General features: G+C 66.1%; 22 protein-coding genes. 12 read left to right on the top strand and 10 right to left on the bottom strand.

Annotated features, from left to right (window positions below; translation table 11 throughout):
* Positions 1-67: 67 nt before the first annotated feature.
* The gene (locus AC56LK_RS13770) at positions 68-2,137 is read right to left on the bottom strand and encodes a M13 family metallopeptidase (protein WP_497185057.1); all 2,070 of its coding nucleotides are present in this window, start codon (positions 2,135-2,137) and stop codon (positions 68-70) included.
* Between the two features lie 542 nt (positions 2,138-2,679).
* Here AC56LK_RS13770 and AC56LK_RS13765 point away from each other — a divergent pair.
* Together AC56LK_RS13765 and AC56LK_RS13760 are read left to right on the top strand one after the other, a co-directional pair.
* A complete protein-coding gene (locus AC56LK_RS13765; protein WP_497185056.1) occupies positions 2,680-4,101 on the top strand; it encodes a S41 family peptidase in 1,422 nt (473 codons plus the stop codon).
* Between the two features lie 115 nt (positions 4,102-4,216).
* The gene (locus AC56LK_RS13760) at positions 4,217-5,338 is read left to right on the top strand and encodes a beta-ketoacyl-ACP synthase III (RefSeq protein WP_497185055.1); all 1,122 of its coding nucleotides are present in this window, start codon (positions 4,217-4,219) and stop codon (positions 5,336-5,338) included.
* Between the two features lie 36 nt (positions 5,339-5,374).
* Here AC56LK_RS13760 and AC56LK_RS13755 read toward each other — a convergent pair whose 3' ends face one another.
* The 8 genes from AC56LK_RS13755 to AC56LK_RS13720 all read right to left on the bottom strand — a co-directional run bounded on the left by AC56LK_RS13755 (position 5,375) and on the right by AC56LK_RS13720 (position 14,579).
* On the bottom strand, positions 5,375-7,417 hold the full coding sequence (locus tag AC56LK_RS13755; RefSeq protein WP_497185054.1) for a 2,4-dienoyl-CoA reductase FMN-binding domain-containing protein: 2,043 nt from the start codon (positions 7,415-7,417) through the stop codon (positions 5,375-5,377).
* A 48-nt stretch (positions 7,418-7,465) separates the two neighbouring features.
* The gene (locus tag AC56LK_RS13750) at positions 7,466-7,918 is read right to left on the bottom strand and encodes a hypothetical protein (protein ID WP_436108150.1); all 453 of its coding nucleotides are present in this window, start codon (positions 7,916-7,918) and stop codon (positions 7,466-7,468) included.
* Positions 7,919-7,929: 11 nt separating this feature from the next.
* Positions 7,930-8,394, bottom strand: coding sequence for a DUF2721 domain-containing protein (locus AC56LK_RS13745; RefSeq protein WP_436108149.1), 465 nt, complete (start codon positions 8,392-8,394; stop codon positions 7,930-7,932).
* Positions 8,395-8,454: 60 nt separating this feature from the next.
* Positions 8,455-9,411, bottom strand: a complete 957-nt coding sequence (gene pip / locus AC56LK_RS13740) for a prolyl aminopeptidase (RefSeq protein ID WP_497185053.1) — start codon at positions 9,409-9,411, stop codon at positions 8,455-8,457.
* A gap of 55 nt (positions 9,412-9,466) precedes the next feature.
* A complete protein-coding gene (locus tag AC56LK_RS13735; RefSeq protein WP_497185052.1) occupies positions 9,467-11,086 on the bottom strand; it encodes an ArnT family glycosyltransferase in 1,620 nt (539 codons plus the stop codon).
* An 89-nt stretch (positions 11,087-11,175) separates the two neighbouring features.
* Positions 11,176-12,495: an amino acid deaminase gene (locus AC56LK_RS13730; RefSeq protein ID WP_497185051.1), complete on the bottom strand. Its 1,320-nt coding sequence runs from the start codon at positions 12,493-12,495 to the stop codon at positions 11,176-11,178.
* Positions 12,496-12,611: 116 nt separating this feature from the next.
* Complete coding sequence (locus AC56LK_RS13725; RefSeq protein ID WP_436108146.1) at positions 12,612-13,352, bottom strand: beta-ketoacyl-ACP reductase; 741 nt, start codon at positions 13,350-13,352, stop codon at positions 12,612-12,614.
* A gap of 48 nt (positions 13,353-13,400) precedes the next feature.
* Complete coding sequence (locus AC56LK_RS13720; protein WP_497185050.1) at positions 13,401-14,579, bottom strand: acetyl-CoA C-acetyltransferase; 1,179 nt, start codon at positions 14,577-14,579, stop codon at positions 13,401-13,403.
* A 281-nt stretch (positions 14,580-14,860) separates the two neighbouring features.
* Here AC56LK_RS13720 and minC point away from each other — a divergent pair, with 281 nt between their 5' ends.
* The 3 genes from minC to minE are packed head-to-tail and all read left to right on the top strand — an operon-like array spanning position 14,861 to position 16,754.
* A complete protein-coding gene (gene minC, locus AC56LK_RS13715; RefSeq protein ID WP_497185049.1) occupies positions 14,861-15,634 on the top strand; it encodes a septum site-determining protein MinC in 774 nt (257 codons plus the stop codon).
* Positions 15,635-15,685: 51 nt separating this feature from the next.
* Positions 15,686-16,501, top strand: coding sequence for a septum site-determining protein MinD (gene minD / locus AC56LK_RS13710; RefSeq protein WP_436108143.1), 816 nt, complete (start codon positions 15,686-15,688; stop codon positions 16,499-16,501).
* A 1-nt stretch (position 16,502) separates the two neighbouring features.
* Positions 16,503-16,754: a cell division topological specificity factor MinE gene (minE, locus tag AC56LK_RS13705; protein WP_231059021.1), complete on the top strand. Its 252-nt coding sequence runs from the start codon at positions 16,503-16,505 to the stop codon at positions 16,752-16,754.
* Positions 16,755-16,806: 52 nt separating this feature from the next.
* On the opposite strand, the gene AC56LK_RS13700 is transcribed toward minE, so the two are convergent.
* The gene (locus AC56LK_RS13700; RefSeq protein WP_497185048.1) at positions 16,807-17,355 is read right to left on the bottom strand and encodes a hypothetical protein; all 549 of its coding nucleotides are present in this window, start codon (positions 17,353-17,355) and stop codon (positions 16,807-16,809) included.
* 187 nt (positions 17,356-17,542) lie between these two features.
* Between AC56LK_RS13700 and AC56LK_RS13695 the strand changes: the two genes are divergently transcribed.
* The 7 genes from AC56LK_RS13695 to gshA all read left to right on the top strand — a co-directional run bounded on the left by AC56LK_RS13695 (position 17,543) and on the right by gshA (position 25,617).
* Positions 17,543-18,232, top strand: a complete 690-nt coding sequence (locus tag AC56LK_RS13695) for a response regulator transcription factor (protein WP_436108141.1) — start codon at positions 17,543-17,545, stop codon at positions 18,230-18,232.
* 94 nt (positions 18,233-18,326) lie between these two features.
* A complete protein-coding gene (hemA, locus tag AC56LK_RS13690) occupies positions 18,327-19,598 on the top strand; it encodes a glutamyl-tRNA reductase (protein WP_497185047.1) in 1,272 nt (423 codons plus the stop codon).
* Positions 19,599-19,681: 83 nt separating this feature from the next.
* Positions 19,682-20,758, top strand: coding sequence for a peptide chain release factor 1 (prfA, locus tag AC56LK_RS13685; RefSeq protein ID WP_497185046.1), 1,077 nt, complete (start codon positions 19,682-19,684; stop codon positions 20,756-20,758).
* A gap of 46 nt (positions 20,759-20,804) precedes the next feature.
* Positions 20,805-21,278, top strand: a complete 474-nt coding sequence (locus tag AC56LK_RS13680) for a disulfide bond formation protein B (protein ID WP_497185149.1) — start codon at positions 20,805-20,807, stop codon at positions 21,276-21,278.
* Positions 21,275-22,102 (top strand): peptide chain release factor N(5)-glutamine methyltransferase, encoded by an 828-nt coding sequence (gene prmC, locus AC56LK_RS13675; protein WP_497185045.1) that lies wholly within the window; start codon positions 21,275-21,277, stop codon positions 22,100-22,102. Before AC56LK_RS13680 ends, prmC begins: the two co-directional genes overlap by 4 nt.
* Positions 22,103-22,160: 58 nt before the next feature.
* Entirely contained in the window at positions 22,161-23,942 is a 1,782-nt protein-coding gene (locus AC56LK_RS13670) for a DUF885 domain-containing protein (protein WP_497185044.1), read from the top strand.
* Between the two features lie 79 nt (positions 23,943-24,021).
* Positions 24,022-25,617, top strand: a complete 1,596-nt coding sequence (gene gshA / locus AC56LK_RS13665) for a glutamate--cysteine ligase (RefSeq protein WP_497185043.1) — start codon at positions 24,022-24,024, stop codon at positions 25,615-25,617.
* Positions 25,618-25,623 lie beyond the last annotated feature (6 nt).

Raw genomic sequence — 25,623 nt, 5'->3', positions numbered from 1 at the left:
CTTCTTGTTGTCGTTATGTGAAACGGGCCGGAAGCTTGCGCCGCCGGCCCGTTGGGCTGCTACCTGATTACCAGATGATCACGCGGTCCTGCGGCGCCAGGTACATCTTGTCGCCTTCCTTGACGCCGAAGGCCTCGTAGAACTCCGGCATGTTCATCACGGTGCCGTTGGCGCGGAACTGGCCCGGCGAGTGCGGGTCGGTCTTGACCTGGTTGATCTGCTGCGCTTCGCGCATCTTCGAACGCCACACCTGGCCGAAGCCCATGAAGAAGCGCTGGTCGCCGGTCAGGCCGTCGATGACCGGGGCCGGCTTGCCGTTCAGCGACAGCTTGTAGGCTTTATAGGCGATCGACAGGCCGGCATTGTCGCCGATGTTCTCGCCCAGGGTCAGTTCGCCGTTCACGTTATAGCCAGGCAGCGGCGAGAAGCCGTTGAACTGCTTGACCAGCTTGTCGGTGCGGGCCTTGAAGGCGGTGCGGTCCTGCTCGGTCCACCAGTTGCGCAGGTTGCCGTCGCCGTCCGACTGGCTACCCTTGTCGTCGAAGCCGTGGCCGATCTCGTGGCCGATCACGGCGCCGATGCCGCCGTAGTTGACGGCATCGTCGGCACGCATGTCGAAGAACGGCGGCTGCAGGATCGCGGCCGGGAACACGATCTCGTTGGTCGTGCTGCGGTAGTAGGCGTTGACCGTCTGCGGCGTCATGCCCCATTCGGTGCGGTCGACCGGCTTGCCCAGCTTGTTCAGCTGGTAGTTGTACTTGAAGGTCGCGGTGCGCATCGCGTTGCCGACCAGGTCGTCACGCTTGATGCTCAGCTTCGCGTAGTCGCGCCACTTGTCCGGGTAGCCGATCTTCGGGGTGAACTTGGCCAGCTTGGCGCGGGCTTCCTTCTTGGTGTCCGGGCTCATCCACTCCAGGTTGTCGATCGACTGGCCATAGGCGATGATCAGGTTCTTCACCAGCTCTTCCATGCGGGCCTTGCGCTCGGCCGGGAAGTGCTCCTTCACGTACAGCTTGCCGACCGCTTCGCCCAGCGCGCCCTCGACCGCGCCGACACCGCGCTTCCACAGCGGGGCCTGCTCGGAGACGCCGCTCAGCGCGGTGCCGTAGAACGAGAAGCTCTGTTCGACGAAGGCCTTCGACAGCAGCGGCGAGTATTCACGCAGCAGCTGCCATTCGAAGTAGGACTTCAGGGTCGACAGATCGGTCTTGGCCAGCACCTCGTTCAGGCCCTTGAAGTAGCTCGGCTGGTTGACGATGATGGTATCGACCTTGTTGCCGATGCCGGCCGCGCCCAGTGCCGCCTTCCAGTCGTAGCCCGGGGCCAGCTTGCCCAGCTCGGCCACGCTCATCTTGTTGTAGCGCTTGACCGGATCGCGGTTCTCGACGCGGGTCCACTGCACCTTGGCCAGCTCGGTCTCGAAATCGACGATGGCCTTGGCCTGGGCCGCGGCGTTCTTCTCGCCAGCCAGGCTCAGGGTCTTCTCGACGTGCGCCAGGTACTTGGTACGCACTTCGGCCAGCTTGGCGTCGTCCTGCTTCAGGTAGTAATCACGGTCCGGCATGCCCAGGCCGCTCTGCGAGATGTACACGACGTGCTCGGTCGAGTTGCGCATGTCCTGGCTGACGTAGATGCCGTACGGGGTCGAGACGCCGATCTTCGACAGGTGGGCGGCCAGGGCCGGCAGGCCTTTCTTGTCCTTCAGCGAGCGGATCTTCTGCAGCTCCGGGTTCAGCGGCTTGGTGCCCAAGGCTTCGCGGCGCGCTTCATCCATGTAGCTGGCGTACAGGTCGCCGATCTTCTGGGTTTCCGAGCCGGTCTTGGCCGACTTGTCGGCTTGCGCCGCCTCGATGATGGCCTTGATCTGCGGCGTGGTGTCGTCGCGCAGCTTCATGAAGGTGCCCCAGCTGGCCTTGTCGCTCGGGATCTCGGTCTCTTTCAGCCACTTGCCGTTCAGGTGGGTGAAGAAGTCGTCCTGCGGGCGCACGCTGGTGTCGATGTATTGGGTGTCGATGCCCGAGATCGGCGCGGCGACCGGCTTGGCGCTTGCAGCCGCCGCAGTGGCCGAATTGTCCGCCGCGTTGGCAAAGGCTGCCGCCAGGGTCAGCGTCAGGGTGCTCAGAAGGATTCGCTTCACGGAATAGTCCTCGATTGCTAAGGAATTACTGGGGTTGGGAAAAGCGGCCGGCTTGTGGCCGGTCTCATCGTTGCGCCGGCAGTGTTCAACTGTCGGCCGTCTCAGCCACCGTCCTCGACGGTATAGGCTTCAGGCATTCTAGCGGGTGGGCAAGGGGCGGCAACCGCCTGCAGGGCTTTTTTACTTTTCGATACATGCAGATAGGGTGATATCGCATATGCATGTGTTGGTACGTCACAACAAGATGAGCTGCGTCCGGGCATAAAAAAGCCCGCGGAGGGGGCCGCGGGCAAAGACCACTTCAAAAGTGGAGAGAGAGAAAAACTAAGATCGACTATAAGGTCAGCTTTCCCCGTCCGATTCGACTCTTACAATTGCTTACCAAGCTGAGCAATCCGTAACAAGTCAGGCCTGCTTCAAAACAGCCCTTGGCGTTCGGGTTTATACTGGCCTTGCGCTAACTCATGTGCCAATACAGGTGTAAGATCAGCCGCAGGCACCGCGGCGCCATCGCAGCCAGCAGCGCTCATACCGGGTAAACCATGGGCTCCACATTCAAGAATTCCTGTCTCCTCGGCCTGGGCGCCATCGCCGGGGTCGCGGTCACCATGCAGTTTTCCGCCCTGGCCTACAAGCCGGTCGAGGCGGGCATGCCCCTGGCCGAGCTGCGCCAGCTGGCCGACGTCTACGGCGTCATCAAGTCCACCTACGTCGAGCCGGTCGAGGACAAGGCGCTGCTGTCGGAAGCGATTTCCGGCATGGTGGCCTCGCTCGACCCGCACTCGGCCTACCTCGACCCGCGTGCCTACCGCGAGCTGCGCGAAGGCACCGAAGGCCGCTTCGTCGGCCTGGGCATCGAGATTTCCGAGAGCGAGGACGGCTACGTGGAAATCGTTGCGCCGATCGAGGATTCGCCGGCCTGGCATGCCGGCATCAAGGAAGGCGACCTGATCACCCAGATCGACGGCCATCCGGTGCAGGGCCTGCCGATCGACGAGGCGATCAAGCGCATGCGCGGCGAGCCGGGCACCAGGGTCACCCTGACCATCGCGCGCAAGGACAGCCCCGCCCCGCTGCGCTTCACCATCGCGCGCAGCGAAATCATCCAGAAGAGCGTCAAGGCGAAGATGGTGGAGCCGGGCTACGCATGGCTGCGCATCTCGCAGTTCCAGGAACCGACCGTGGACGACATGGCGGCCAAGCTGCAGGCGCTGTACCGCGCGAATCCCGACATGAAGGGCCTGGTGCTCGACCTGCGCAACGACCCGGGCGGCCTGCTGCAGGGCGCGATCGGCGTCGCCGCCGCCTTCCTGCCCAAGGATGCCGAGATCGTCTCGACGCACGGCCAGCTGCTTGAACAGCGCCAGCGCTTCTACGGCCGCCCCGAGTTCTACATGCTGCGCAGCGGCGCCGACCCCTTGTCGACCCTGCCCCAGGCTTTCAAGAAGCTGCCGATGGTGGTGCTGGTGAATACCGGCTCGGCCTCGGCCTCCGAGATCGTGGCCGGCGCACTGCAGGACTACAAGCGCGCCACCATCCTGGGCAGCCAGACCTTCGGCAAGGGTTCGGTGCAGACCATCCGCCCGATCGGGCGCGACGCCGCCGTCAAGCTGACCACCGCGCGCTACTACACCCCGGCCGGGCGCTCGATCCAGGCGCGCGGCATCGTGCCCGACGTACCGGTCGACGAAACCCTTGATGGCGACGGCCTGAATGCGCTGCGCATGCGCGAGGCCGACCTCGAGCGCCACCTGTCGAACGACCGCGACAAGGAAGAAGCCACGCGCGCGGATGACATCGAAGAGCAGATGCGCCTGCTGGCCGAGGCGCGCGAGCGCAAGCCGGTCGACTACGGCAGCGCCGACGACTTCCAGCTGGCCCAGGCCCTGCGCCACCTCAAGGGCGAAAAGGTGCAGCTGTCGCGGCGCGCGGGGGGCGCCACCCTTGCGCAGCACGCCCGCTGAGGCTTAGGCTTTCCCCTCTAAACTGCCGGTTTCGACAATTCCCAGGTCAGGGCCGAGGGTGTAGAATCGGCGCATCTTGGGGGCAACTCCCGTTATTTTCTTTGAAAGTCGCTATATGAAACCTGTCGTGATCAGCGGCACCGGCCTGTTTACGCCGCCCTATTCCATCTCCAACGATGAGCTGGTGACGGCCTACAACGCCTACGTCGAGCTGTATAACCAGGAACACGCCGCCGCCATCGCCGCCGGCGAGACCATTGCGCTGGAAGCCTCGAGCAGCGCCTTCATCGAAAAAGCCTCCGGCATCAAGTCGCGCTACGTGATGGAGAAGGAAGGCATCCTCGACCCGGCCCACATGACCGCCCGCATCCCCGAGCGCGCCGACGAACAAGTGTCGCTGCAGGCCGAGATGTGCGTGGCCGCGGCGCGCGAAGCGCTGGACCGGGCCGGCAAGCAGCCCGCCGACATCGACATGGTGCTGGTGGCCTGCTCGAACATGCAGCGCCCCTACCCGGCCATGGCGGTCGAGGTGCAGGACGCGCTCGGCATCGAGGGCTTCGGCTTCGACATGAACGTGGCCTGCTCCTCGGCGACCTTCGGCATCCAGACCGCCGTCGACGCGGTACGCAGCGGGCGTGCGCGCGCCGTCCTGATGCTGAACCCGGAAATCACCAGCGGCCACCTGAACTTCCGCGACCGCGACAGCCACTTCATCTTCGGCGACGCCTGCACCGCGGTGATCGTCGAAGCGGCCGATACCGCGACCAGCCGCCACCAGTGGGAAATCCTGGACAGCAAGCTGAAGACCAAGTTCTCGAACAACATCCGCAACAACTTCGGCTTCATGAACCGCTTCGACGAAGCCGGCATCGGCGCGCCGGACAAGCTGTTCCGCCAGCAAGGCCGCAAGGTGTTCAAGGAAGTGTGCCCGATGGCGGCCGAGACGATCGCCGACACCGTCAAGAACGCCGGCCTCGAGATCAAGGACGTGTCGCGCTACTGGCTGCACCAGGCCAACCTGAACATGAATTTGCTGATCACCCGCACCCTGCTGGGCCGCGACGCCGAGCCGAACGAGGCGCCGGTGATCCTCGACACCTACGCCAACACCTCGTCGGCCGGGTCGATCATTGCGTTCCACAAGTACCAGGATGATCTGCCGAGCGGAGCGAATGGCGTGATTTGCTCGTTCGGCGCCGGGTATTCGATCGGCTGCGTGGTCGTTCGCAAAAAATAATCGTCGTTCATAGGGTGGACGGCGAAGCCTTCCACCCTACAGTTTCGCAGCCAGCTCGGCGCCTTCGCGGATGGCGCGTTTGGCATCCAGCTCCGCCGCCAGCGCCGCGCCGCCGATCTTGTGGAAGCGCGGCCCGCCCGGCGTCCCTTCCGCCGGCATCAGCTCCGCCAGGCTCTCCTGCCCCGCGCAGATCACCACGTTGTCCACTTCCAGCAGGCGCGCTTCGCCGCCGACCGTGATGTGCAGGCCCGCATCGTCGATGCGCTCGTACTGCACCCCCGCCAGCATCTGCACGCCATTGCGCATCAGGGTTGCGCGGTGCACCCAGCCCGAGGTCTTGCCCAGCCCCGCGCCGGGACGGGTGGTCTTGCGCTGCAGGAGCCAGACCTGGCGCGGCGGATGCGGCTTGGCGGGCGGCGCAAGTCCGCCCGGCGTGCCCAATGACGGATCGACGCCCCACTCGCCCATCCAGTGCGCGGTCGGCACAGGCAGCGGCACGTCGGGATCGTGCACCAGGAATTCCCCCATGTCGAAACCGATGCCGCCGGCACCGATGACGGCCACCCGCCGCCCCACCGGCTTCCCTTCGCGCAGCACGTCGAGGTAGCTCAGCACCTTCGGGTGGTCGATGCCCGCGATCTTCGGCTTGCGCGTGGTGATGCCGGTGGCGACGATGACGTCGTCGTAGCCTTCGGCCAGCAGCTCTTCGCGGCTGACGCGCCGGCCCAGGCGCAGCTCGACGCCGGTCAGTTCGATCTTGCGTCCGAAGTAGCGGATGGTCTCGGCGAATTCCTCCTTGCCCGGCACGCGCATGGCGACGTTGAACTGGCCGCCGATGCGGTCCAGCGCGTCGAACAGCGTCACCCGGTGCCCGCGCTCGGCCGCCACCGTGGCCGCGGACAGGCCGGCCGGACCGGCGCCGACCACGGCGACGCGGCGCGCCTGCGCGGTCTTGCGGAACACCAGCTCGGTCTCGTGGCAGGCGCGCGGATTCACCAGGCAGCTGGCGCGCTTGTTCGAGAAAGTGTGGTCGAGGCAGGCCTGGTTGCAGGCGATGCAGGTGTTGATCTCGTCCTTGCGCCCAGCGGCCGCCTTGGCGACCCAGTCCGGATCGGCCAGGAAGGGCCGCGCCATCGACACCATGTCGGCGCTGCCCTGCGCCAGCAGCGCCTCGGCGTCATCCGGCATGTTGATGCGGTTCGAGGCCACCACGGGAATCTTCACCTCGCCGCGCAGGCGCCCGGCGATCTGGGCGAAGGCCGCGCGCGGCACCGAGGTGACGATGGTCGGCACGCGCGCCTCGTGCCAGCCGTAGCCGGTATTCAGGATCGTCACGCCGGCCGCCTCCAGGGCCCTGGCCACCGCCACCACCTCGTCCCAGGTATTGCCGCCTTCGACCAGGTCGAGCACCGAGTGGCGGTACATCAGGATGAAGTCGGGGCCGACCGCGGCGCGGATGCGGCGCACCACCTCGACGGCCAGGCGCATGCGGTTCTCGATGCTGCCGCCCCATTCGTCGGTGCGCTTGTTGGTGCGCGCGCACAGGAACTGGTTCAGCAAATAGCCTTCGCTGCCCATCACCTCGACGCCGTCGTAGCCGGCCATCTTCGCCAGCCTGGCGCAGCGCGCGTAGGCCGCGATGGTGGACTCGATGCCGGCGGCGTCGAGCGCTTTCGGCTTGAATTTCGAGATCGGCGACTTCACGCTGGAGGCGGAGACCACGAAGGGCTGGTAGCCGTAGCGGCCGGCGTGCAGGATCTGCAGCACGATCTTGCCGCCCTCATCGTGCACGGCGCGCGTGACGCGCCGGTGGTTGGGCACGTCGCCGAGGAAGTTCAGGGTGCCGCCAAACGGCAGCAGCCAACCCTGGCGGTTCGGCGAGATGCCGCCGGTGACGATCAGGCCGGCGCCGCCGCGCGCGCGTTCGCGGTAGAACGCGGCCAGCTTGCCGTAGTTGTAGAAACGGTCTTCGAGCCCGGTGTGCATCGAGCCCATGATCACGCGGTTCTTCAGGGTCGTGAAACCGAGGTCGAGCGGCGCGAGGAGGTTTGGATAAAGTGGATGCAAGGTGGAGTACATAAGCACGGCATTACACCGTGATTTCGTGGAGGCGTGTTTCTAAACATGCTAGGCCAGGTGGCTTTCGCGATCGCGCAGCTCGGCGAAACTTTCGATACTGCCGATATTGATGACGACCGGATTCAGGCTCGCGTTCGGCGACATCGAGCGCCAGGCGAACTGCCATTCCTTTTCCCGGGACAGTCCCAGGCTCTTCGAAAACGCGGCGCCCAGCGGCGAGCGCACGCCGTATTCGACCTGGCCGTCGATGCCGGCCCAGTTGGGCAGGGTGCGCTGCACCGCACGGTGCAGGCGTTCGCCGAATTCTTCGGTGTTGTGGATCACCAGGCAGCGGTCGGCGGGGCTGAACACGTCGAACAGCTGCTTGTCCCAGGCTGTCGAAAACGACAGGGCCAGGAAGCCGCCGTCGGGCAGGAGGCGGAACTGGCCGCGCAGCGCGGCTTCGAGCTCGTCTTGCGGCGCATAGCGGTACAGGGTCGGGGGGCGTTGGTAGTCGTGCATGCTTTACTCGATTATTTGGTAGGCGCCTGCTGGCGGGGATGCTGGAGCGACAGCATGGCCTGCATGCGCATGAAGCGCGAGGCGATGAGGATCTCGCGCAGGAAGTAGACGAAGCTGCTGATCAGGCCCAGCATCGCGAACACGAACAGTCCGGCGATGTACTGGTCCAGCGGCAGGTTGGTGGTGTCGCCCAGGAACAGCATCGCAATCACCAGGCAGACCATCAGGCCGCAGCCGGTGCTGGAGGTGATCGCCGTGTTGATCAGGTGCGAGCGGACGTAGAGGGTCTCGAGTTCGGACGAGTCCTCGGTACTCGGCCGCTCCTTGAGGCGGTCTTCGAGCACGCGGGTGCGGTCGATGATGCGCGCCAGCCGGTTGGTCAGCACGGTGAGCTTGGTCGCCACGCCGGTCAGCAGGAAGACCGGCGCGATCGCCAGCTGGATCACATGGCCGATGTCGCTGATCTGGATATTCATGAAAAGGTGCGTTGTTGTAGGTCTTGTTCGTAGTGTAGCAGCCGCGGAGCGGCCGCGGCGTCAGTCGAAGCGCCCGTGGCGCTTGAACTGCTCGGTCGCGCTCACCAGCGCGCGCGCGATGCCGGTCTCGAGGGCGCCGTGGCCGCCGTCGGGAATCATGTGCAGCTTCGCGCCGGGCCAGGCCTGGTGCAGGCGCCAGGCCGACAGCGGTGGGCAGATCACGTCGTAGCGGCCCTGCACGATGGTGGCCGGCAGGTGGGCGATGCGGCCGATGTTGCGCACCAGCTGGTCTTCTTCCAGGAAGGCGCCGTGCAGCATGTAGTGCGATTCCAGGCGGCCGACGCCGAGGTCGAGCGCGTCCGACGAGGCTTCCTCGGGCTGCGGCAGCAGGAACACGCGGCGGCCTTCGAAACGGCTCCAGGCGCGCGCGGCCGGCCAGAACACGGCAGGGTCCTCGCACAGCAGGCGTTCGCAATAAGCCTTGAGCAGGTCAGCGCGCTCGGCCATCGGGATCGGGGCCACGAATTCCTCGTACAGCTCGGGATAGAACCACTTGACGCCGTTGATGAACCAGTCGACTTCGGCCTTCGTGCACAGGAAGATCCCACGCAGCACGAAGCCGAGGCAGCGCTCGGGGTGGGCCTGGCCGTAGGCCAGCGCCAGGGTCGAGCCCCAGGAACCGCCGAACACCAGCCACTGGCGGATGCCGAACATGGCGCGCAGGCGCTCGATGTCGTCGATCAGCAGCCGGGTCGTGTTGTTGCGCCATTCGCCCAGCGGGGTCGACTTGCCGGCGCCGCGCTGGTCGAACAGGATCACGCGGTAGGCGTTCGGATCGAAGAAGCGGCGGTGCTGCGGCGACAGGCCGGCGCCCGGCCCGCCGTGCAGGAACAGCACCGGAATGCCGTTGGGGTTGCCGACTTCTTCCCAGTAGATCGTGTGCAGCTCGTCGACGGCGAGCATGCCGTGGCGGATGGGCTGGATCGGCGGGAACAATGACGGCGGTGTGGCGGGCATGGAGGCTCTCTCGGCAGGTCAGGGCCCGATTGTAGCCTACAGCAGAAGGCGCGGCCTAGCGTGCGGACTGGATGGTACGCCCGATGATCGGCAGGTCGATCTCTTGTTTACCATTGGACGGCTTCACCGGATGGCGGTTACGGTAGATGACCAGTTCCTTCTCGTGGGCCGGATAGTTGGCCGGGGTCTTGATCCGTGCCACCTCCTCGAACTGTTCCGAAGCGATGACCCGTTCGAAGCGCTGCATCACCGCGAGGTCGTTCCAGAAGCCCGGCTGCACCACGACGTATTCGATGCCCAGGCTGTCGATGCGCTCGCTGATCGCCGCTTCGTCCAGCTCCTTTTCCTTGACGCCCAGCTCGCGCCGCACCGCCACGTTGAGCAGCAGCTTGTCGGCACGCACCACCGACATGTCCTGGCGGTCTTCGCGGGCGCGCATGTTGAACACGAAGGAGCCGTCGCGGTAGCCGGAGAACAGCACCGCCGTGCCGCGCGCGGCCTTCTGCGCGACAAAGTCGGCCGCTTCGGCATAACCGCCCACGTAATGCACGGGCCGCATCAGGGTGGTCTGGCCGAGCACCAGCGCCGCCAGCGCGACGCTGGCAGGCACCACCGCGCGCGCCGGCAGCAGGGTGGACAGCGCCAACACCGCGGCCAGCACCACCGGCGGCAGGATGAACAGCGAATGGCGCGCCTCTTTCAGGTCGATGGCCGAGAAGAACAGGTAGCCGAACAGGAACCAGAGCGTCCAGAACAGCAGGTCGCCGCGCAGGAAGCCCTCCACCCGGCGGCGCTGGAGCAGGACGAGGGCACCGGCGGCGGCGGCGATGACCAGCGGCCAGCCGAGCTGTCCCGGCAGGCGTTCCAGGTACCAGGTCCAGCCGGCGAGCGAGGAACGCGAGGCCAGCGAATCGGCGATGCCGGTGGCCGACTGGACGTTCGCCTGTCCGAATTTCAGGGTCAGGACGACCAGCGGCACCAGGCCGACCAGGGCCAGGATGGCGGCACCCCATGCGTGGCGGTCGCGCAGCAGCGCGCCGCGGCGCTCGGCCAGCAGCGTGGCGGCGTAGACCAGGGCCATGAAGCCGGCGGTCAGTTTGGTATACATGGCCAGCACCAGCAGCACCAGCGCCCAGTACAGCAGGCTGGAACGCGACTCGCGGCGGTAGCGCGTGAACAGCACGGCGCTCCAGACCGAGAAGGCGAGGCTGGGGATCTCGAGCATGACCTGGCGGCCCCAGAAAGCGATCTCGGGCGCCGCCACCAGCATCACCGTGGCGGCCAGGGCCTGCCACTGTCCCAGCCAGAAGCGGAACAGGCGCCAGCTGCCCCAGGCGAAGGCGATGTAATGCAGGCCGATCACCAGCAGCGCGGTGTTCTCGGAGACGCCGAACAGCGCGTAGAACGGCGCGCTGATGGCGTAGAACAGCGGCGGATAGAACAGGATGGTCAGGGCCGGGTACTTGGCGTAATAGGCGTAGGCATAGCCGGCCGGGTCGCCGAAGGGTGCGGCCGCGAACAGGTCCTTGATGAAGACGCCGTTCAGGGCATGACGCGGCGCATCGCTCCAGGAGAAGGTGTTCCCCGATGGCGCGCCGAGGTACAGCAGACCCACCAGCAGCGCCAGCGTGAGCAGGATGATCCAGTGTTGAAACCGGGAAGCTTGATTGTCCATGGGCGCGTAAAAGTAAAGACTGTTGCGCGCTAGCATACTTGTCAATATTGAATTAAACAAGCAATGCCGGTGTGGGTGTGGCTTTCCGGTCAGAAGAAGGTATTCAGTGCCTGCGTCACATTGTAGGCGTCGTCCACCGCCAGCAATACCTGCCATTTGTCGAAGGTGGTGCAAGGGTGCGAGATGCCGCAGCCGACCAGGTCGCCCACCTGCAGGCTGCCGCGGATCTCGCCTTCGGGCAGACGCAGATAGGCGTGCTGGTCGTTCATCTTGACGATCTCGCAGCCGGGCGGCAGGGTCGACGGCGCCGCTGTGTCGCTGCCGGGACGGTGGCTGAACAGCGGGACCGGCAAGGCCTCGTCGTAGGAGGCGTCGCGCTTGCCCATCGTCAGGATCGCCAGGCCGGGTTCGGGGCGCGACTGCACCATGCTCCAGACTTCCAGGGCCGGACGCAGGCCTTCGCCATGCGCTTCGCGCGCGTCGAGCTGGGCCAGCAGGCGTCGATAGGAACCGTGGTCGCTGGTGAGATAGCAGCCGCTGCGCAGCACCGCGCGCACGGGACGCGACAGGCCGTCCACGCCATGGAAGCCGCGCGCCACCAGGTCGAAATAGGACGAGCCGCCGGCCGACAGCAGGATCTCGCCGCTGCCGAACAGGCTTTCCTGATCGGCCGTCTTCACCAGCGCGACCAGCCGGGCCAGGAAGGCGTTCACGGCGCGGATGTCGGCCTCGCGGTCCTTGGTCACCAGCAGGCCTTCGTAGCCTTCGAAGCCCGCCAGCACCAGGCCGGGGGCATTGGCGATCGCGCGCGCCACCGCCAATGCTTCTTCGTCCGTCCTGCAGCCGGCGCGCTTGCCGGCCAGGCCAAGTTCGACCAGCACCGGCAGAGATCTAGCCAGGCTGCGTGCCGTCACTGCCTGCGACAGCCGCCTTACCCCTTCCTCAGAATCGGCAAGGACGAAGCATTCGAAATCCGGGTCCTCATGCAGCAGCGCCAGCACGGCCTCGATGTCGGCGCGCCCCACCAGCTGGTTCGCCAGCAACACGCGGCGCACGTTGAAGCGGTGCGCCACGGCTACCTGCGTGGCGCTGGCCAAGGTGATGCCCCAGGCGCCATTCGCCAGCTGGGCCGCGAACAGCTGCGGACTCATGGTGGTCTTGCCGTGCGGGGCGAGCGTGGCGCCGTGGCGCTCGCAGAAGGCCTTCATCCAGGCGAGATTGTGCAGCAGCGCCGATTCCTTCAGCAGCGCCACCGGGAAGGAGGTGTCGCCGCGCAGCACGTTCCAGCCCTGCACGCCGATCGCACCCTGGCGCAGGGCTTCGGTCAGTGGCAGGCCCTTGGTGCCGGGCGGGAGCAGCTGTTCGTCGAGGCAGGACAGGGCAAGGCCGTCGCGGGGCAAGGTGTGCATGGCAGCGCTTTGTAAATGGTGAAGATGCGAATATTTTAATCGTGCCCGCGCGTGGCAGAGCGCGAAAAAAAAAGCACCGCCGCGGCGGTGCTCTTCCTTGCGCGCGAGCGCGGCAATCACTGCATGTGCTGGCCGCCGTTGATGGCGATGTTGGCGCCGGTCACAAACGCTGCCTCATCCGACGACAGGTAAGCCACCAGGCCAGCCACTTCTTCCGGCTTGCCCAGGCGGCCCATCGGGATTTGCGGGATGATCTTGGTTTCCAGGACTTCGCTCGGAATGTCCATCACCATCTTGGTGCCGATGTAGCCCGGCGAGATGGTGTTGACGGTCACGCCCTTGCGCGCCACTTCGTAGGCCAGGGCCTTGGTGAAGCCGTGCATGCCGGCCTTGGCCGCCGAATAGTTGGTCTGGCCGAAGGCGCCCTTCTGGCCGTTGACCGACGAGATATTGATGATCCGGCCCCAGCCGCGTTCGACCATGCCGTCGCAGACCGGCTTGGTCATGTTGAACACGGAATCCAGGTTGGTCTTCATGACCGCGTCCCAGTTCGGCTTGTCCATCTTCTTGAAGGTCATGTCGCGCGTGATGCCGGCGTTGTTCACCAGCACGTCCACCGGGCCGACTTCCTGTTCGACCTGGCGCACGCAGGCCTGGGCCGAGTCGTAGTCCGACACGTCGCAGGCATAGGCCTTGAAATCATAGCCCTGCTCTTTCATCTGGCTCAGCCAGGAATCCGCCTTCTTGTTCCCCGGCGAAAACGTAGTGACGACCTTATAACCCAAAGCGGCCAGCTTGATGCACACCGCTTCGCCCAGACCGCCCATGCCGCCAGTCACCAATGCTACTCGTGCCATTGTCTTCTCCAGTTTTATTTGTCAGTCACTTCGTACAAACCCAGCGAATCAGTCGCGTTCGACCGCCAGCGCCACGCCCATGCCGCCGCCGATGCACAGGCTGGCCAGTCCGCGCTTGGCGTCGCGGCGCACCATCTCGTGGAGCAGGGTGACCAGCACGCGGCAGCCGGAAGCGCCGATCGGGTGGCCCAGCGCGATCGCGCCGCCGTTCACGTTGATCTTCGACGTATCCCAGCCCATTTCCTTGTTGACCGCGATGGCCTGGGCCGCGAAGGCCTCGTTGATTTCCATCAGGTCGACGTCTGCGTGGGTCCAGCCGGCCTTCTGCAGGCACAGGCGGGTGGCCGAGACCGGGCCCATGCCCATGATCGACGGGTCCAGGCCGGCCGACGAGTAGGCCTTGATGCGCGCCAGCGGGGTCAGGCCCAGCTCTTTCGCCTTCGAGGCGCTCATCATGATGACGGCCGCCGCGCCGTCGTTCAGGCCGGACGCGTTGCCGGCGGTGACGGTGCCCTCTTTATTGAAGGCGGGACGCAGGCCGGACAGGGCCTCCAGGGTCGAGCCGTGCTTCGGGTATTCGTCGGTGTCGAAGAGGGTCGGGCCCTTCTTGGAGGGAATCTCGACCGGGATGATCTCGTCCTTGAACTTGCCTTCTTTTTGTGCAGCCTCGGCCTTGAGCTGGGACTGCAGCGCGAATTCGTCCTGCTCGGCGCGCGAGACTTCGTACTTGCGCGCGACGTTCTCGGCGGTGACGCCCATGTGGTACTGGTTGTAGACGTCCCACAGGCCGTCGACGATCATGGTGTCGACCAGCTTGGCGTCGCCCATGCGGAAGCCGTCGCGCGAGCCGTTCAGCACGTGCGGCGAGGCGCTCATGTTTTCCTGGCCGCCGGCGATGACGATGTCGGCGTCGCCGCACCGGATCGCCTGGGCCGCCAGGTGGGTGGCCTTCAGGCCGCTGCCGCAGACCATGTTGATGGTTTGCGCCGGCACCATGTCGGGCAGTCCGCCCTTGATGACGGCCTGGCGCGCCGGGTTCTGGCCGACGCCGGCGGTGAGGACTTGTCCCATGATGACCTCGCTGACCGAGGCGGGATCGATGCCGGTCTTGGCCAGCAGTTGGCGGATCACGTGCGCGCCGAGCTCGGCGGCTGGGATCTTGGCCAGTGTGCCGCCGAACTTGCCGACCGGCGTGCGGCCAGCGGCCACGATGACGACGTCTTCCATTTGGATCTCCCTAGTTCCGGCGTGGCCGGCGAATTGTTGAGACAGCTGGTTGCGAAACCATGCATGTTACGGTGGGTGCGGTGCTGATGTTTAAGCAAAATCAATCTTATCAGCTTATTCACCAATTACAACCGCGGAATGACAGGCGCGCGATCAGCTTGCTGAGCTGTGTTGAACAGTGGCTGCAACACTCATTTCTACTAGGAATCATGCGTACGTTAAGCCCTTTCGGTCAAATTTCACAGTAGAATGCACGAGCGCAACGCCAACCAGACTGTTTTATGCTCAGAACCCCATCCTCGCTTCCCATCGAAATCAAGATCTCCACGGTCGTCGCCATTTCGACGATCCTGCATTCGGCCGACCCGGCCACGATCGATGCGGCGCTGAACCAGATGACCGGTGGGGTCTCGGACTTCTTCGAGGACGAATTCGCGGTGATCGACGTCGCCGCCATCGCCCACGAAGCCCCGGCCATCGACTGGCCTGCCCTGGTGGCGCTGTTGAAGAAATACCGCCTGAACGCGGTCGCCGTGCGCGGCGCCGGTCCGGAGATGGCAGAGGCGATCCGCGCCCACGGCCTGTCGCTGGACGACGGCTCGAGCGGCGTGCGCGCGCCCGAACTGAAGGAAGTGCCGGCTGCCGCGGCACCGGCGCCTGCTCCCGAGCCGGCCCCGGCGCCGCCGGCCCCTGCCCCGGCGGCGCCGGTGGCGGCCATGATCATCGATACCCCGGTTCGTGCCGGCCAGCGCGTCTATGCACGCGGCACCGACCTGATCATTACCGCGGTGGTCAACAATGGCGCCGAAATCATCGCCGACGGCAGCATCCACGTGTATGCCCCGCTGAACGGCCGGGCACTGGCGGGCGCGTCCGGCAATCCGGAAGCGCGCATCTTCGCCCTGTCGATGCAGCCGGAACTGGTATCGATCGCCGGCGTGTACCGAACCTTCGACGACGGTTTCCCGAACGACCTGACGCGCCAGCCCGCGCAGATCAAGCTGGTCGGCGACCGGCTTGCCATCTCGTCGCTGGCGCCGGCCACGTCGCGCTGATCCGTCAACGTTTGACCCGCAGATACTGCTAGAACTGTAAAGGACCTTTTTGTGGCACGAATTATTGTTGTGACGTCCGGCAAGGGCGGTGTGGGCAAAACCACTTCGAGCGCAAGCTTTTCCAGCGGCCTGGCCCTGCGCGGCCACAAGACCGCGGTCATCGACTTCGACGTCGGCCTGCGCAACCTCGACCTGATCATGGGCTGCGAACGCCGCGTGGTCTATGACCTGATCAACGTGATCAATGGCGAGGCGACCCTGAACCAGGCGCTGATCAAGGACAAGCACACCGAGAACCTGTTCATCCTGCCGGCCTCGCAGACGCGCGACAAGGATGCGCTGAGCGAAGAGGGCGTGGAACGCGTGCTGAACGACCTGGTGCAGATGGGCTTCGAATTCATCATCTGCGATTCGCCGGCCGGCATCGAGCACGGCGCCCTGATGGCCCTGACCTTCGCCGACGAAGCGATCATCGTCACCAACCCGGAAGTGTCCTCGGTGCGCGACTCGGACCGCATCCTCGGCATCATCCAGGCCAAGTCGCGCCGCGCCCAGAGCGGTTCGGAGCCGGTCAAGGAGCACCTCTTGATCACCCGCTACTCGCCGAAGCGCGTCGAAGCCGACGAGATGCTGTCCTACCAGGACGTGCAGGAAATCCTGCGCATCCCGCTGATCGGCATCATCCCGGAATCGGAATCGGTGCTGCACGCCTCCAACCAGGGCAACCCGGCCATCCATTTCAAGGGTACCGACGTGGCCGAAGCCTACGAGGACGTGATCGCCCGCTTCCTGGGCGAAGACCGTCCGCTGCGTTTCACCAACTACGAAAAGCCGGGCCTGTTCCAGCGCATTTTTGGAGCCAAGTGATATGCCACTGCTCAATTTCCTCTTTCCGAAAAAAGAGAAGAGCGCGACAGCTGCCAAGGAGCGCCTGCAGATCATCATCGCCCGCGAGCGCACCAACCGCGCCGGACCGGACTTCCTGCCGGCCCTGCACCGCGAGCTGATCGAGGTGATTTCGAAGTACACCAAGGTCAGCGCGGACGACATCAAGATCTCGCTCGACCGCCAGGGCAACCTGGAAGTGCTCGACGTGAACGTGGTGCTGCCCGACGCCTGATTGCCTGGTGTTTTTACAAACAAATGCCCGCTTGATGCGGGCATTTGTTTAGCTATACCGGCACCTGCGCCGTCCCCGAATCGATCACCTTCGCCTTCTGCAGCTCGCGCGCCACCTTGGCGCAGGCCTCCACGTGCTGGTTCCCCATCTTGCGGAACAGCGCGAAGCCGATCGCCGCCGAGGCCACCTGCCCTGCGATCGGTACCACCTTGGTCACCGTCTTGGCCGCGATCTTCAGCCCGGCGCGCTTGAACAGCTGCAGCACCAGGGCCTTGGTCACCAGTTTCCCGACCAGCATGCCGCCGACCGAGGCCGCGGCCTGGTAGGCCAGCACCCGCAGGCGGGGATTCAAGCGCTCGATCTGCTGCTGGCTCAGGCCGAACTCCTTGTTGACCTCCTCGACCAGCACCGTGAAGGTGGTCAGGTCGGACAGGATGTCCACGCCCGGCAGCGGCACCGCCGCCACCCCGGCCGACACCAGGGCCCGCTTGCGCACCATCTCGCGGCAGCGCTCGCGCACGGTCTCGATCTCGGCGCCGCTCACCGGCACGAGGGGCGCTTCGGTTGGAACACCGTCCTTTTTTTTGCGTCGAAACAACATATCGCCTCCCGTTTAGCTTGTGAGGACAAGTGTAACGCCCTCTGGCGTTTCTCCTTAACACAACAGATCTAATTTCCGGAACGCAAATTCGTTATTTTGCTGTAGCGCTATTTTGTGAAAGTCTGCTATATTCGGTTTAACTTTGTAGGAGCCTTCCTACAAGGGCAACCTTACCAGTAGATGTCCTATGAAGATCGCCGTTCTTGAACAAGACCGCAGCCAGGCTGAACTCATTTGCCAGGTGCTGACAGCCGCAGGTCACAGCTGCCAACCGTACGACAGCGCCAAGGAATGCCTCGCGCAATTGCGTAAGGAAAATGCCGACATGCTCGTCATGGACTGGAACGTCCCTGATCTGGAAGGCGCCGAAGTCTTGCGCCGTGCCAAGGAAAAGATGGCGGCGAATGCCCCGATCATCTTCCTGGTCGGCAACAATGCCGAAGACGACATCATCGCCGGCGTCACCGCGGGCGCGGACGACTACCTGGTCAAGCCGCTGCGCCGCGGCGAGCTGGTGGCCCGCGTCTCGGCCCTGCTGCGCCGCGCCTACCCGTCGCAGAACAGCGCCGAGCAGCTGCAGTTCGGTCCCTTCACCTTCGAAACCCGCCCGGGGCGCTTGCTCAAGGATGGTTCGATCATCGACGTGACCCAGAAGGAATTCTCGCTGGCGCTGCTGTTCTTCCGCAACATCGGCCGCCCGCTGTCGCGCGCCTACATTCACGAATCGGTCTGGGTACGCGACACCGACGTGCCTTCGCGCACCATGGACACCCATGTCTCGCGCGTGCGCAACAAGCTCAGCCTGCGTCCGGAAAACGGCTTCCGCCTGGTGCCGGTCTACAGCTACGGCTACCGCCTCGAAAAGCTGGGCGCATAACATTGTGCCAACAGGGCGGCCGGCCCCGGCCGCCCGCTGAAACCCTTCTCGCGTAAGGGTATAATGGGCGCAACCCTGTCGACCCTGTCCCACCATGCAACTGCTTGCCGTTGGCCTGAACCACACGACCGCACCGGTCTCGCTGCGCGAGCAGCTGGCGCTCGCGCCTGACCAGCTCGGCAAGGCGGTGCAGGCGGCGCGCGGCTGGTTCGCACGCCAGGGGATGGGCGGCGATGAGGCTGCGATCCTGTCGACCTGCAACCGTACCGAGATGTATGCGGCCAGCGACATCGCCAATCCGCTCGACGCCTCGGCCCAGTTCCTGGCCCACTACCACGCCCTGAATTTCGCCGAGCTGCGCCCCCATCTCTATATGCTGCCGCAGGACAGCGCGGTGCGCCACGCCTTCCGGGTCGCCTCCGGGCTCGATTCGATGGTGCTGGGCGAGCCGCAGATCCTCGGCCAGATGAAGGACGCGGTGCGCACCGCCGAGGAAGCCGGCGGCCTGGGCACCTACCTGCACCAGCTGTTCCAGCGCAGCTTCGCGGTCGCGAAGGAAGTACGCACTACCACCGAAATCGGCGCCCACAGCGTCTCCATGGCCGCCGCCGCGGTCCGCCTGTCGCAGCGCATCTTCGACCGCATCGCCGACCAGCACGTGCTGTTCATCGGCGCCGGCGAGATGATCGAACTGTGCGCGGCCCACTTCGCGGCCCAGAACCCGAAATCCGTCACCATCGCCAACCGCACGATGGAACGCGGCCAGGCCCTGGCCACCCGCTACAACGGCGAGGCGATCCGCCTGGCCGACCTGCCCGAGCGCCTCCAGCACTTCGACATCGTGATCTCGTGCACCGCCTCGACCTTGCCGCTGATCGGGCTCGGCATGGTCGAGCGCGCGATCAAGGCGCGCCGCCACCGCCCGGTGTTCATGGCCGACCTGGCCGTGCCGCGCGATATCGAGCCCGAAGTCGCGCGCATGGACGACGTCTTCCTGTACACCGTGGACGACCTCGCCCAGGTGGTCCAGACCGGCATCGAGAGCCGCCAGGCCGCCGTGGCCCAGGCCGAAGCCATCATCGAGACGCGCGTGCAATCCTTCATGCACTGGGTCGGCGACCGCGCCATGGTGCCGGTGATCCGCGACCTGCACGAGTCGAGCGAGGCCCTGCGCCTGGCCGAACTCGAACGCGCCCGCAAGCTCCTGGCGCGCGGCGACGACCCCGAGGCCGTGCTCGAGGCGCTGTCGAAAGGCCTCACCGCCAAGTTCCTGCACGGTCCGCAGCAGGCGCTGCACCATGCCCAGGGCGACGAGCGCGCCCGCCTCGCCAGCCTGCTGCCCCAGCTGTTCCGCAGCCGCCGTTAGCGGCCCTCCCCGTTTGCCCGCGTCCTTCCTCGGACGCATCCGGCCGTCCCTGCGGCTTTCCGAACCCCTTACCGAACACGCCTATGAAACCATCGATGCTGGCCAAGCTGGACCAACTGGCCAACCGACTCGTCGAACTGGACGAACTGCTCATGTCCGAAGGCGCCACCGCCAACATGGACAGCTACCGCAAGATGACCCGCGAGCACGCCGAGCTGTCGCCGCTGGTCGCCCTGTACCGCCAGTACGGCGCGGCCCAGGACGACATCGCGGCGGCCCAGGAGATGGCGCAGGATCCGGAGATGAAGGACTTCGCCCAGGAAGAGATCGAAGAAGCAAAAGGCCGCCTGGCCACGCTCGACCTCGAGCTGCAGAAAATGCTGCTGCCGAAGGACGTCAACGACGAGCGCAACATCTTCCTCGAGATCCGCGCCGGCACCGGCGGCGACGAGTCGGCCCTGTTCGCCGGCGACCTGCTGCGCATGTACACCCGCTTCGCGGAGCGCAACCGCTGGCAGGTCGAGGTGGTGTCGGAATCGGTCTCCGACCTGGGCGGCTACCGCGAAGTCATCGTGCGCATCATCGGCAACGGCGTGTACTCGAAACTGAAATTCGAATCGGGCGGCCACCGCGTGCAGCGCGTTCCCGCCACCGAGACGCAAGGCCGCATCCACACCTCGGCTTGCACCGTGGCCGTGATGCCGGAAGCCGACGAGGTCGAGGACGTGAACATCAACCCGGCCGACCTGCGCATCGACACCTACCGCGCCTCCGGCGCCGGCGGCCAGCACATCAACAAGACCGATTCGGCGGTGCGCATCACCCACTTGCCGACCGGGATCGTGGTGGAATGCCAGGACGACCGCAGCCAGCACAAGAACAAGGCCCAGGCGCTGAAGGTGCTGGCGGCGCGCATCAAGGACGTGCAGCTGCGCGAGCAGCAGTCGAAAGAGGCGGCCACCCGCAAGAGCCTGATCGGCTCGGGCGACCGCAGCGAGCGGATCCGCACCTATAACTTCCCGCAGGGCCGCCTGACCGACCACCGCATCAACCTGACCTTGTACAAGCTGGACTTCATCATGGACGGCGACCTGCTTGACCTGACCAATGCGCTGGCGGCCGAGCACCAGGCGGAGCTGCTGGCGGCCTTGGGGGATTGATGCGAGAATGCCCCGTCCGGACAACACTTACACCTCACCACCGATGCTGCCTTCCAACCGCCAGATCCTGTTCGCCATCTCGTCGATCTGCTTCGCGCTGATCGGCGTCGCCCTCTACCTGCAGCACATCCACCAGATGCTGCCCTGCCCCCTGTGCGTGATCCAGCGCTACATGTTCCTGGCGATCGGCGTGGCGACCCTGGTGGCGGCCATCAGCGGCAAGGTCCGCGAAGGCACCATACTGGCCCTGCTGGCGGCCTTCGGCGGCCTGTACGCGGTCGGCAAGCACCTGTACGTGATCGCCAACCCGGGCTTCAGCTGCGGCATCGACCCGATGGAGACCTTCCTCAACAAGATCCCCACCGCCGAATACCTGCCCTGGCTGTTCCGCGCCGACGGCCTGTGCGAAGGCGCCACCGATTCGCTGCTGGGCCTCGCGATTCCGCAGTGGTCGGCGGTCTGGTTCGTGGTGCTGACCGCGCTGCTGGCCTTCGTCCTGCTGCGTAAAAAGCGCGCATGACGCCAGCCGTTCAAGCCGGGGCAACGCTCCGGCAGCTCCAAAGCACGCTGCCGCTCGACCCGCTCGAAAACCGCATCCTGCTGTGCCACGCGCTCGGCCTGCCGCGCGTGGCCCTGATCACCCAGTCCGAACGCGCCCTGACCGAAGACGAAGCCGCGCGCCTGGCGGCCTTGGTGCAGCGCCGCCTGGGCGGCGAACCGATCGCCTACATCGTCGGCGAACGCGAATTCTTCGGCCTGCCCTTCAAGGTCGGCCCCGGCGTGCTGATTCCCCGTCCCGATACCGAGCTGATCGTCGAGCGGGCGCTGGAGCGCCTGCCGCAGGGGGGCCGCCTGCTCGACATGGGCACCGGCAGCGGCGCCATTGCCGTGGCCTGCGCCCACACCCGCATGGACGCCGACGTAACCGCGCTCGACCTCAGCGACGAGGCGCTGCTCATCGCGCGCGCCAATGCCGCGGCCAACGGCGCGACCGTGCGCTTCCTGCGCAGCGACTGGTTCGCGGCCGTGGGTGAGGAGCGTTTCGACGTCATCGCCTCGAACCCGCCCTACATCGCGGCGGGCGACGCGCACCTGTCGCAGGGCGACCTGCGCTTCGAGCCGCCCGGCGCCCTGACCGACCATGCAGACGGCCTGTCGGCCCTGCGCAGCATCATCGACGGCGCCCCCGCCCACCTCGCGCCGGGCGGCTGGCTGCTGCTCGAGCATGGCTACGACCAGCCCGACGCGGTGCGCGCCCTGCTGGCGGCGCGCGGCTTCGGCGAGGTGCAGAGCTGGCGCGACCTGGCCGGCATCGAACGCGTCAGCGGCGGCCGCCTTTCCTGACGGGCGCACCGCCGAAAACAGTCTTGTTAAAATGACCAGCCCACTTTCAGGGCCCGGTATGCGCAAACTCTTCGCCTCGATCGTCCTGCTCGCTCCCTTCGTCTGCGCCGCCGCCGACACGGCGGCGGAGGGCGCACGCCGCCTGTTCGAGCGCGAATGGCAGTGGCAGCTGCGCCAGCAGCCCGAGTACGCGACCGCCATCGGCGAGCACCGCTACGACGCCCTCCTTTCCGATACCACACTGGCCGCGCGCGCCGCCGCCATCGAACACACGCGCGAGGTCCTGCAGGAAGCGCGCCAGCTCGAGCGCGCGGAACTCGCGGGCCAGGACCTGCTGTCCTACGACCTGTTCATCGCCCAGCGCGAACGCGCCCTCGCGCTGAACGCCTTTACCCCCTTCGATCCGCAACCGCTCAGCAGCGCGGACGGCCTGCACGTCCGCCTGCCGCGGCTGGTGGCGGCGATGCCGTTCACGAACGAAGCCGACTACCGCAACTACCTGTCGCGCCTTGGCGCCCTGCCCGCCCATGTGGATGGCCTGGTCGAGCAGCTGCGCGCCGGCATGGCCGCCGGCTGGACCGTGCCGAAAACGGCGATGGCGCCGGTACCGCCGGCCCTGCATGCGCTGCACGAGGACATTGCCGCCGGCCCCCTGTTCGCACCCTTCCTGCGCATCCCGGCCGGCATCGAGCCGGAGCTGCGCGAAAAACTGCTGGTGGAGGGCATCTCGGCGCTCGCCGATGCCGCCCAGGCCCTGCACCGCTTGGAAGAGTTCATCCGCAACGACTACCTGCCGGCGGCGCGCGAGACCATCGGCGCTTCCAGCCTGCCCGGCGGCGCCGACTGGTATGCCTTTGTGGTGCGCAACGCCACCACCACGCGCCTGACGCCGGCCCAGGTGCATGCCATCGGCCTGCGCGAAGTCACCCGCCTGCGCATCGCGATGGCCGCGCTGGCGCCGCGGACCGGTTTTCGCGGCAGCCTGGAGCAGTTCCTGGTGTTTGCACGCAGCGACCGGCGCCTGTTCTTCGCGAACCAGGAAGCCCTGCTGGCCCGCTACCGCAAGGCCGTGGCGCGCGCGCGCGCCAGGCTGCCGAAGGTCGTGGCGACGGTCCCGGAGGCGGACATCGCGGTCAAGCCGATGTCCCAGGATGGTCCCGGCCAGCCGCTCGCCTATTACGAAGCCGGCAGCGACAGCCGCAGCGCCGCGCTGGTGGTGAACGTGTCGCAGCCGGGCACGCGGCCGGTCTGGCAGGTCGACAGCGTGGCCCTGCACGAAGCCGTGCCGGGCCATCACCTGCAGGTGGCGCGCGCCCAGATGCTGGGGCTGCCCGCCTTCCGGCGCCATGGCTGGTACGAGGCCTTCGGCGAAGGCTGGGCCACCTATGCCGAGAGCCTCGGCCCCGAGCTGGGTTTTTTCGACGACCCGTTCTCGCGCTTCGGCCACCTGAACGAAGAGATGCTGCGCGCGGCGCGGCTGGTGGTCGATACCGGCATCCATGCGCTGGGCTGGTCGCGCAAGCAGGCGATCGATTACCTGAACACCCATACTGCCAATCCCCCGGCCGATAACGAGGTGGAAGTCGACCGGTATATCGCCCAGCCGGGGCAGGCGCTCGGCTACAAGATCGGCCAGCTGCGCATTGCCGCGTTGCGCGAGCGGGCCGGCGCGGTGCTGGGCCGGCGCTTCGACCTGCGGCGCTTCCACGACGCCGTGCTGGCCGGCGGCGCCCTGCCGCTGGACGAACTCCAGCGCCAGGTCGAGCGCTGGATCGTGAGCGAAAAAGAGGCAGAGAAACCGGCATCCGCCGTTGCCGCCGCGGGCTCCCGGAAGGAATGAGGCAGTCGCCGACGCACTGCGCGTTTTTCGGTTAATCTCTGCTCCAATCCGCATTGGCAGTATAAGAAAGGAAACACCCGTGTCGAACCAACTACAGCGCCGCCTTGCCCTGCTCGATGATGACGACCACCGCGCCCTGCTGGGCCAGGGCCTGCGCGGCATCGAACGCGAAACCCTGCGCGTGGACCGGCACGGCCACCTGGCGCGTACCCCGCACCCGGTCCGGCTCGGTTCGGCACTGACCCATCCGCAGATCACCACCGACTACGCGGAAACCCTGCTGGAGTTCATCACGCCGGCCGAGCACGACATTTCGGTGGTGCTGAACCACCTCGACGCCATCCACCGCTTCGCCCATGCGCGCCTGGACAAGGAGATGCTGTGGAGCGTGTCGATGCCGGGCGAACTGCCGTCCGAGGAAGAGATCGAGATCGCCTGGTACGGCACTTCCAACCTGGGCATGCTCAAGCACGTCTACCGCCGCGGCCTGGCGCTGCGCTACGGGAAGGCGATGCAGTGCATCTCCGGCATCCATTACAACTACTCGCTGCCGGAGAAACTGTGGACCCTGGTCGCCGCCAGCGAAGGCATCGCCGAGGAGCGCCGCCATGCGCTGCGCGACTTCCAGTCCGAGAGCTACATCGCGACGATCCGCAACTTCCGCCGCTACAGCTGGCTGCTGATGTACCTGTTCGGCGCCACCCCGGCCCTGACCACCAGCTTCCTGCGCGGCCGCCCGCACAAGCTCGAGACCTTATCAAGCGACACGCTCTACCTGCCCTATGCGACCAGCCTGCGCATGAGCGACCTCGGTTACCAGAACGACGCCCAGGCCGGCCTGCGCCCGCACGAGAACAGCCTGGAAAGCTATGTCACCAGCCTGATGTGCGCGGTGAACACGCCCTACGAGCCGTATGCGGAGATCGGCACCAAGAAGGACGGCGAGTGGATCCAGCTGTCGACCAATGTGCTGCAGATCGAGAACGAGTACTACTCGACGATCCGGCCGAAGCGCGTGATCCGCACCGGCGAGCGCCCGGTGCAGGCGCTGTGCAACCGCGGCGTGCAGTACATCGAGGTGCGCTGCCTCGACGTCGATCCCTTCGAGCCGGTCGGCATCAGCCTGGAAACCGGCCGCTTCCTCGACGCCTTCCTGCTGTTCTGCGCCTTCGAAGAGAGCCCCCTGATCAGCGCCCATGAAGGCCAGGTCCATGCGCGCAATTTCGCCCGCACCGTGAAGGAAGGCCGTGACCCGGCCCTGACGCTCACCCGCGACGGCCTCGAGGTCTCGCTCAAGGAATGGGCGCTGGAGCTGGTCGAGCGCATCCGCCCGGTGGCGCAGCTGCTGGACGACCAGCACAACGAGGGCAACGTGCACGAGTCCTCGCTCAACCTGCAGAAGGCCAAGATCATCAACCCGGCGCTGACGCCGTCGGCGCGCGTGCTGGAAGAGATCCGCAGCCTTGGTTCGGCCAGCGCCTTCGGCCTGCGCCAGAGCGAACTGCATGCCGCCAGCTTCCGCGACAGTCCCCTGATGCCGGCCGAGGAAGCGCTGTTCGACGAGATGGCCGAGAAATCGCTGGCCGACCAGGCCGCGATCGAGGGGGCGGACAGCGGCAGCTTCGACGATTTCGTGGCCGCCTACAACAGCAGTACCCTGTGCGGCAACCACTAGCCGCGA

This window comes from Telluria sp. ZB4P36, assembly GCF_059685865.1.
This window is presented reverse-complemented; position numbering and strand designations above follow the sequence as displayed.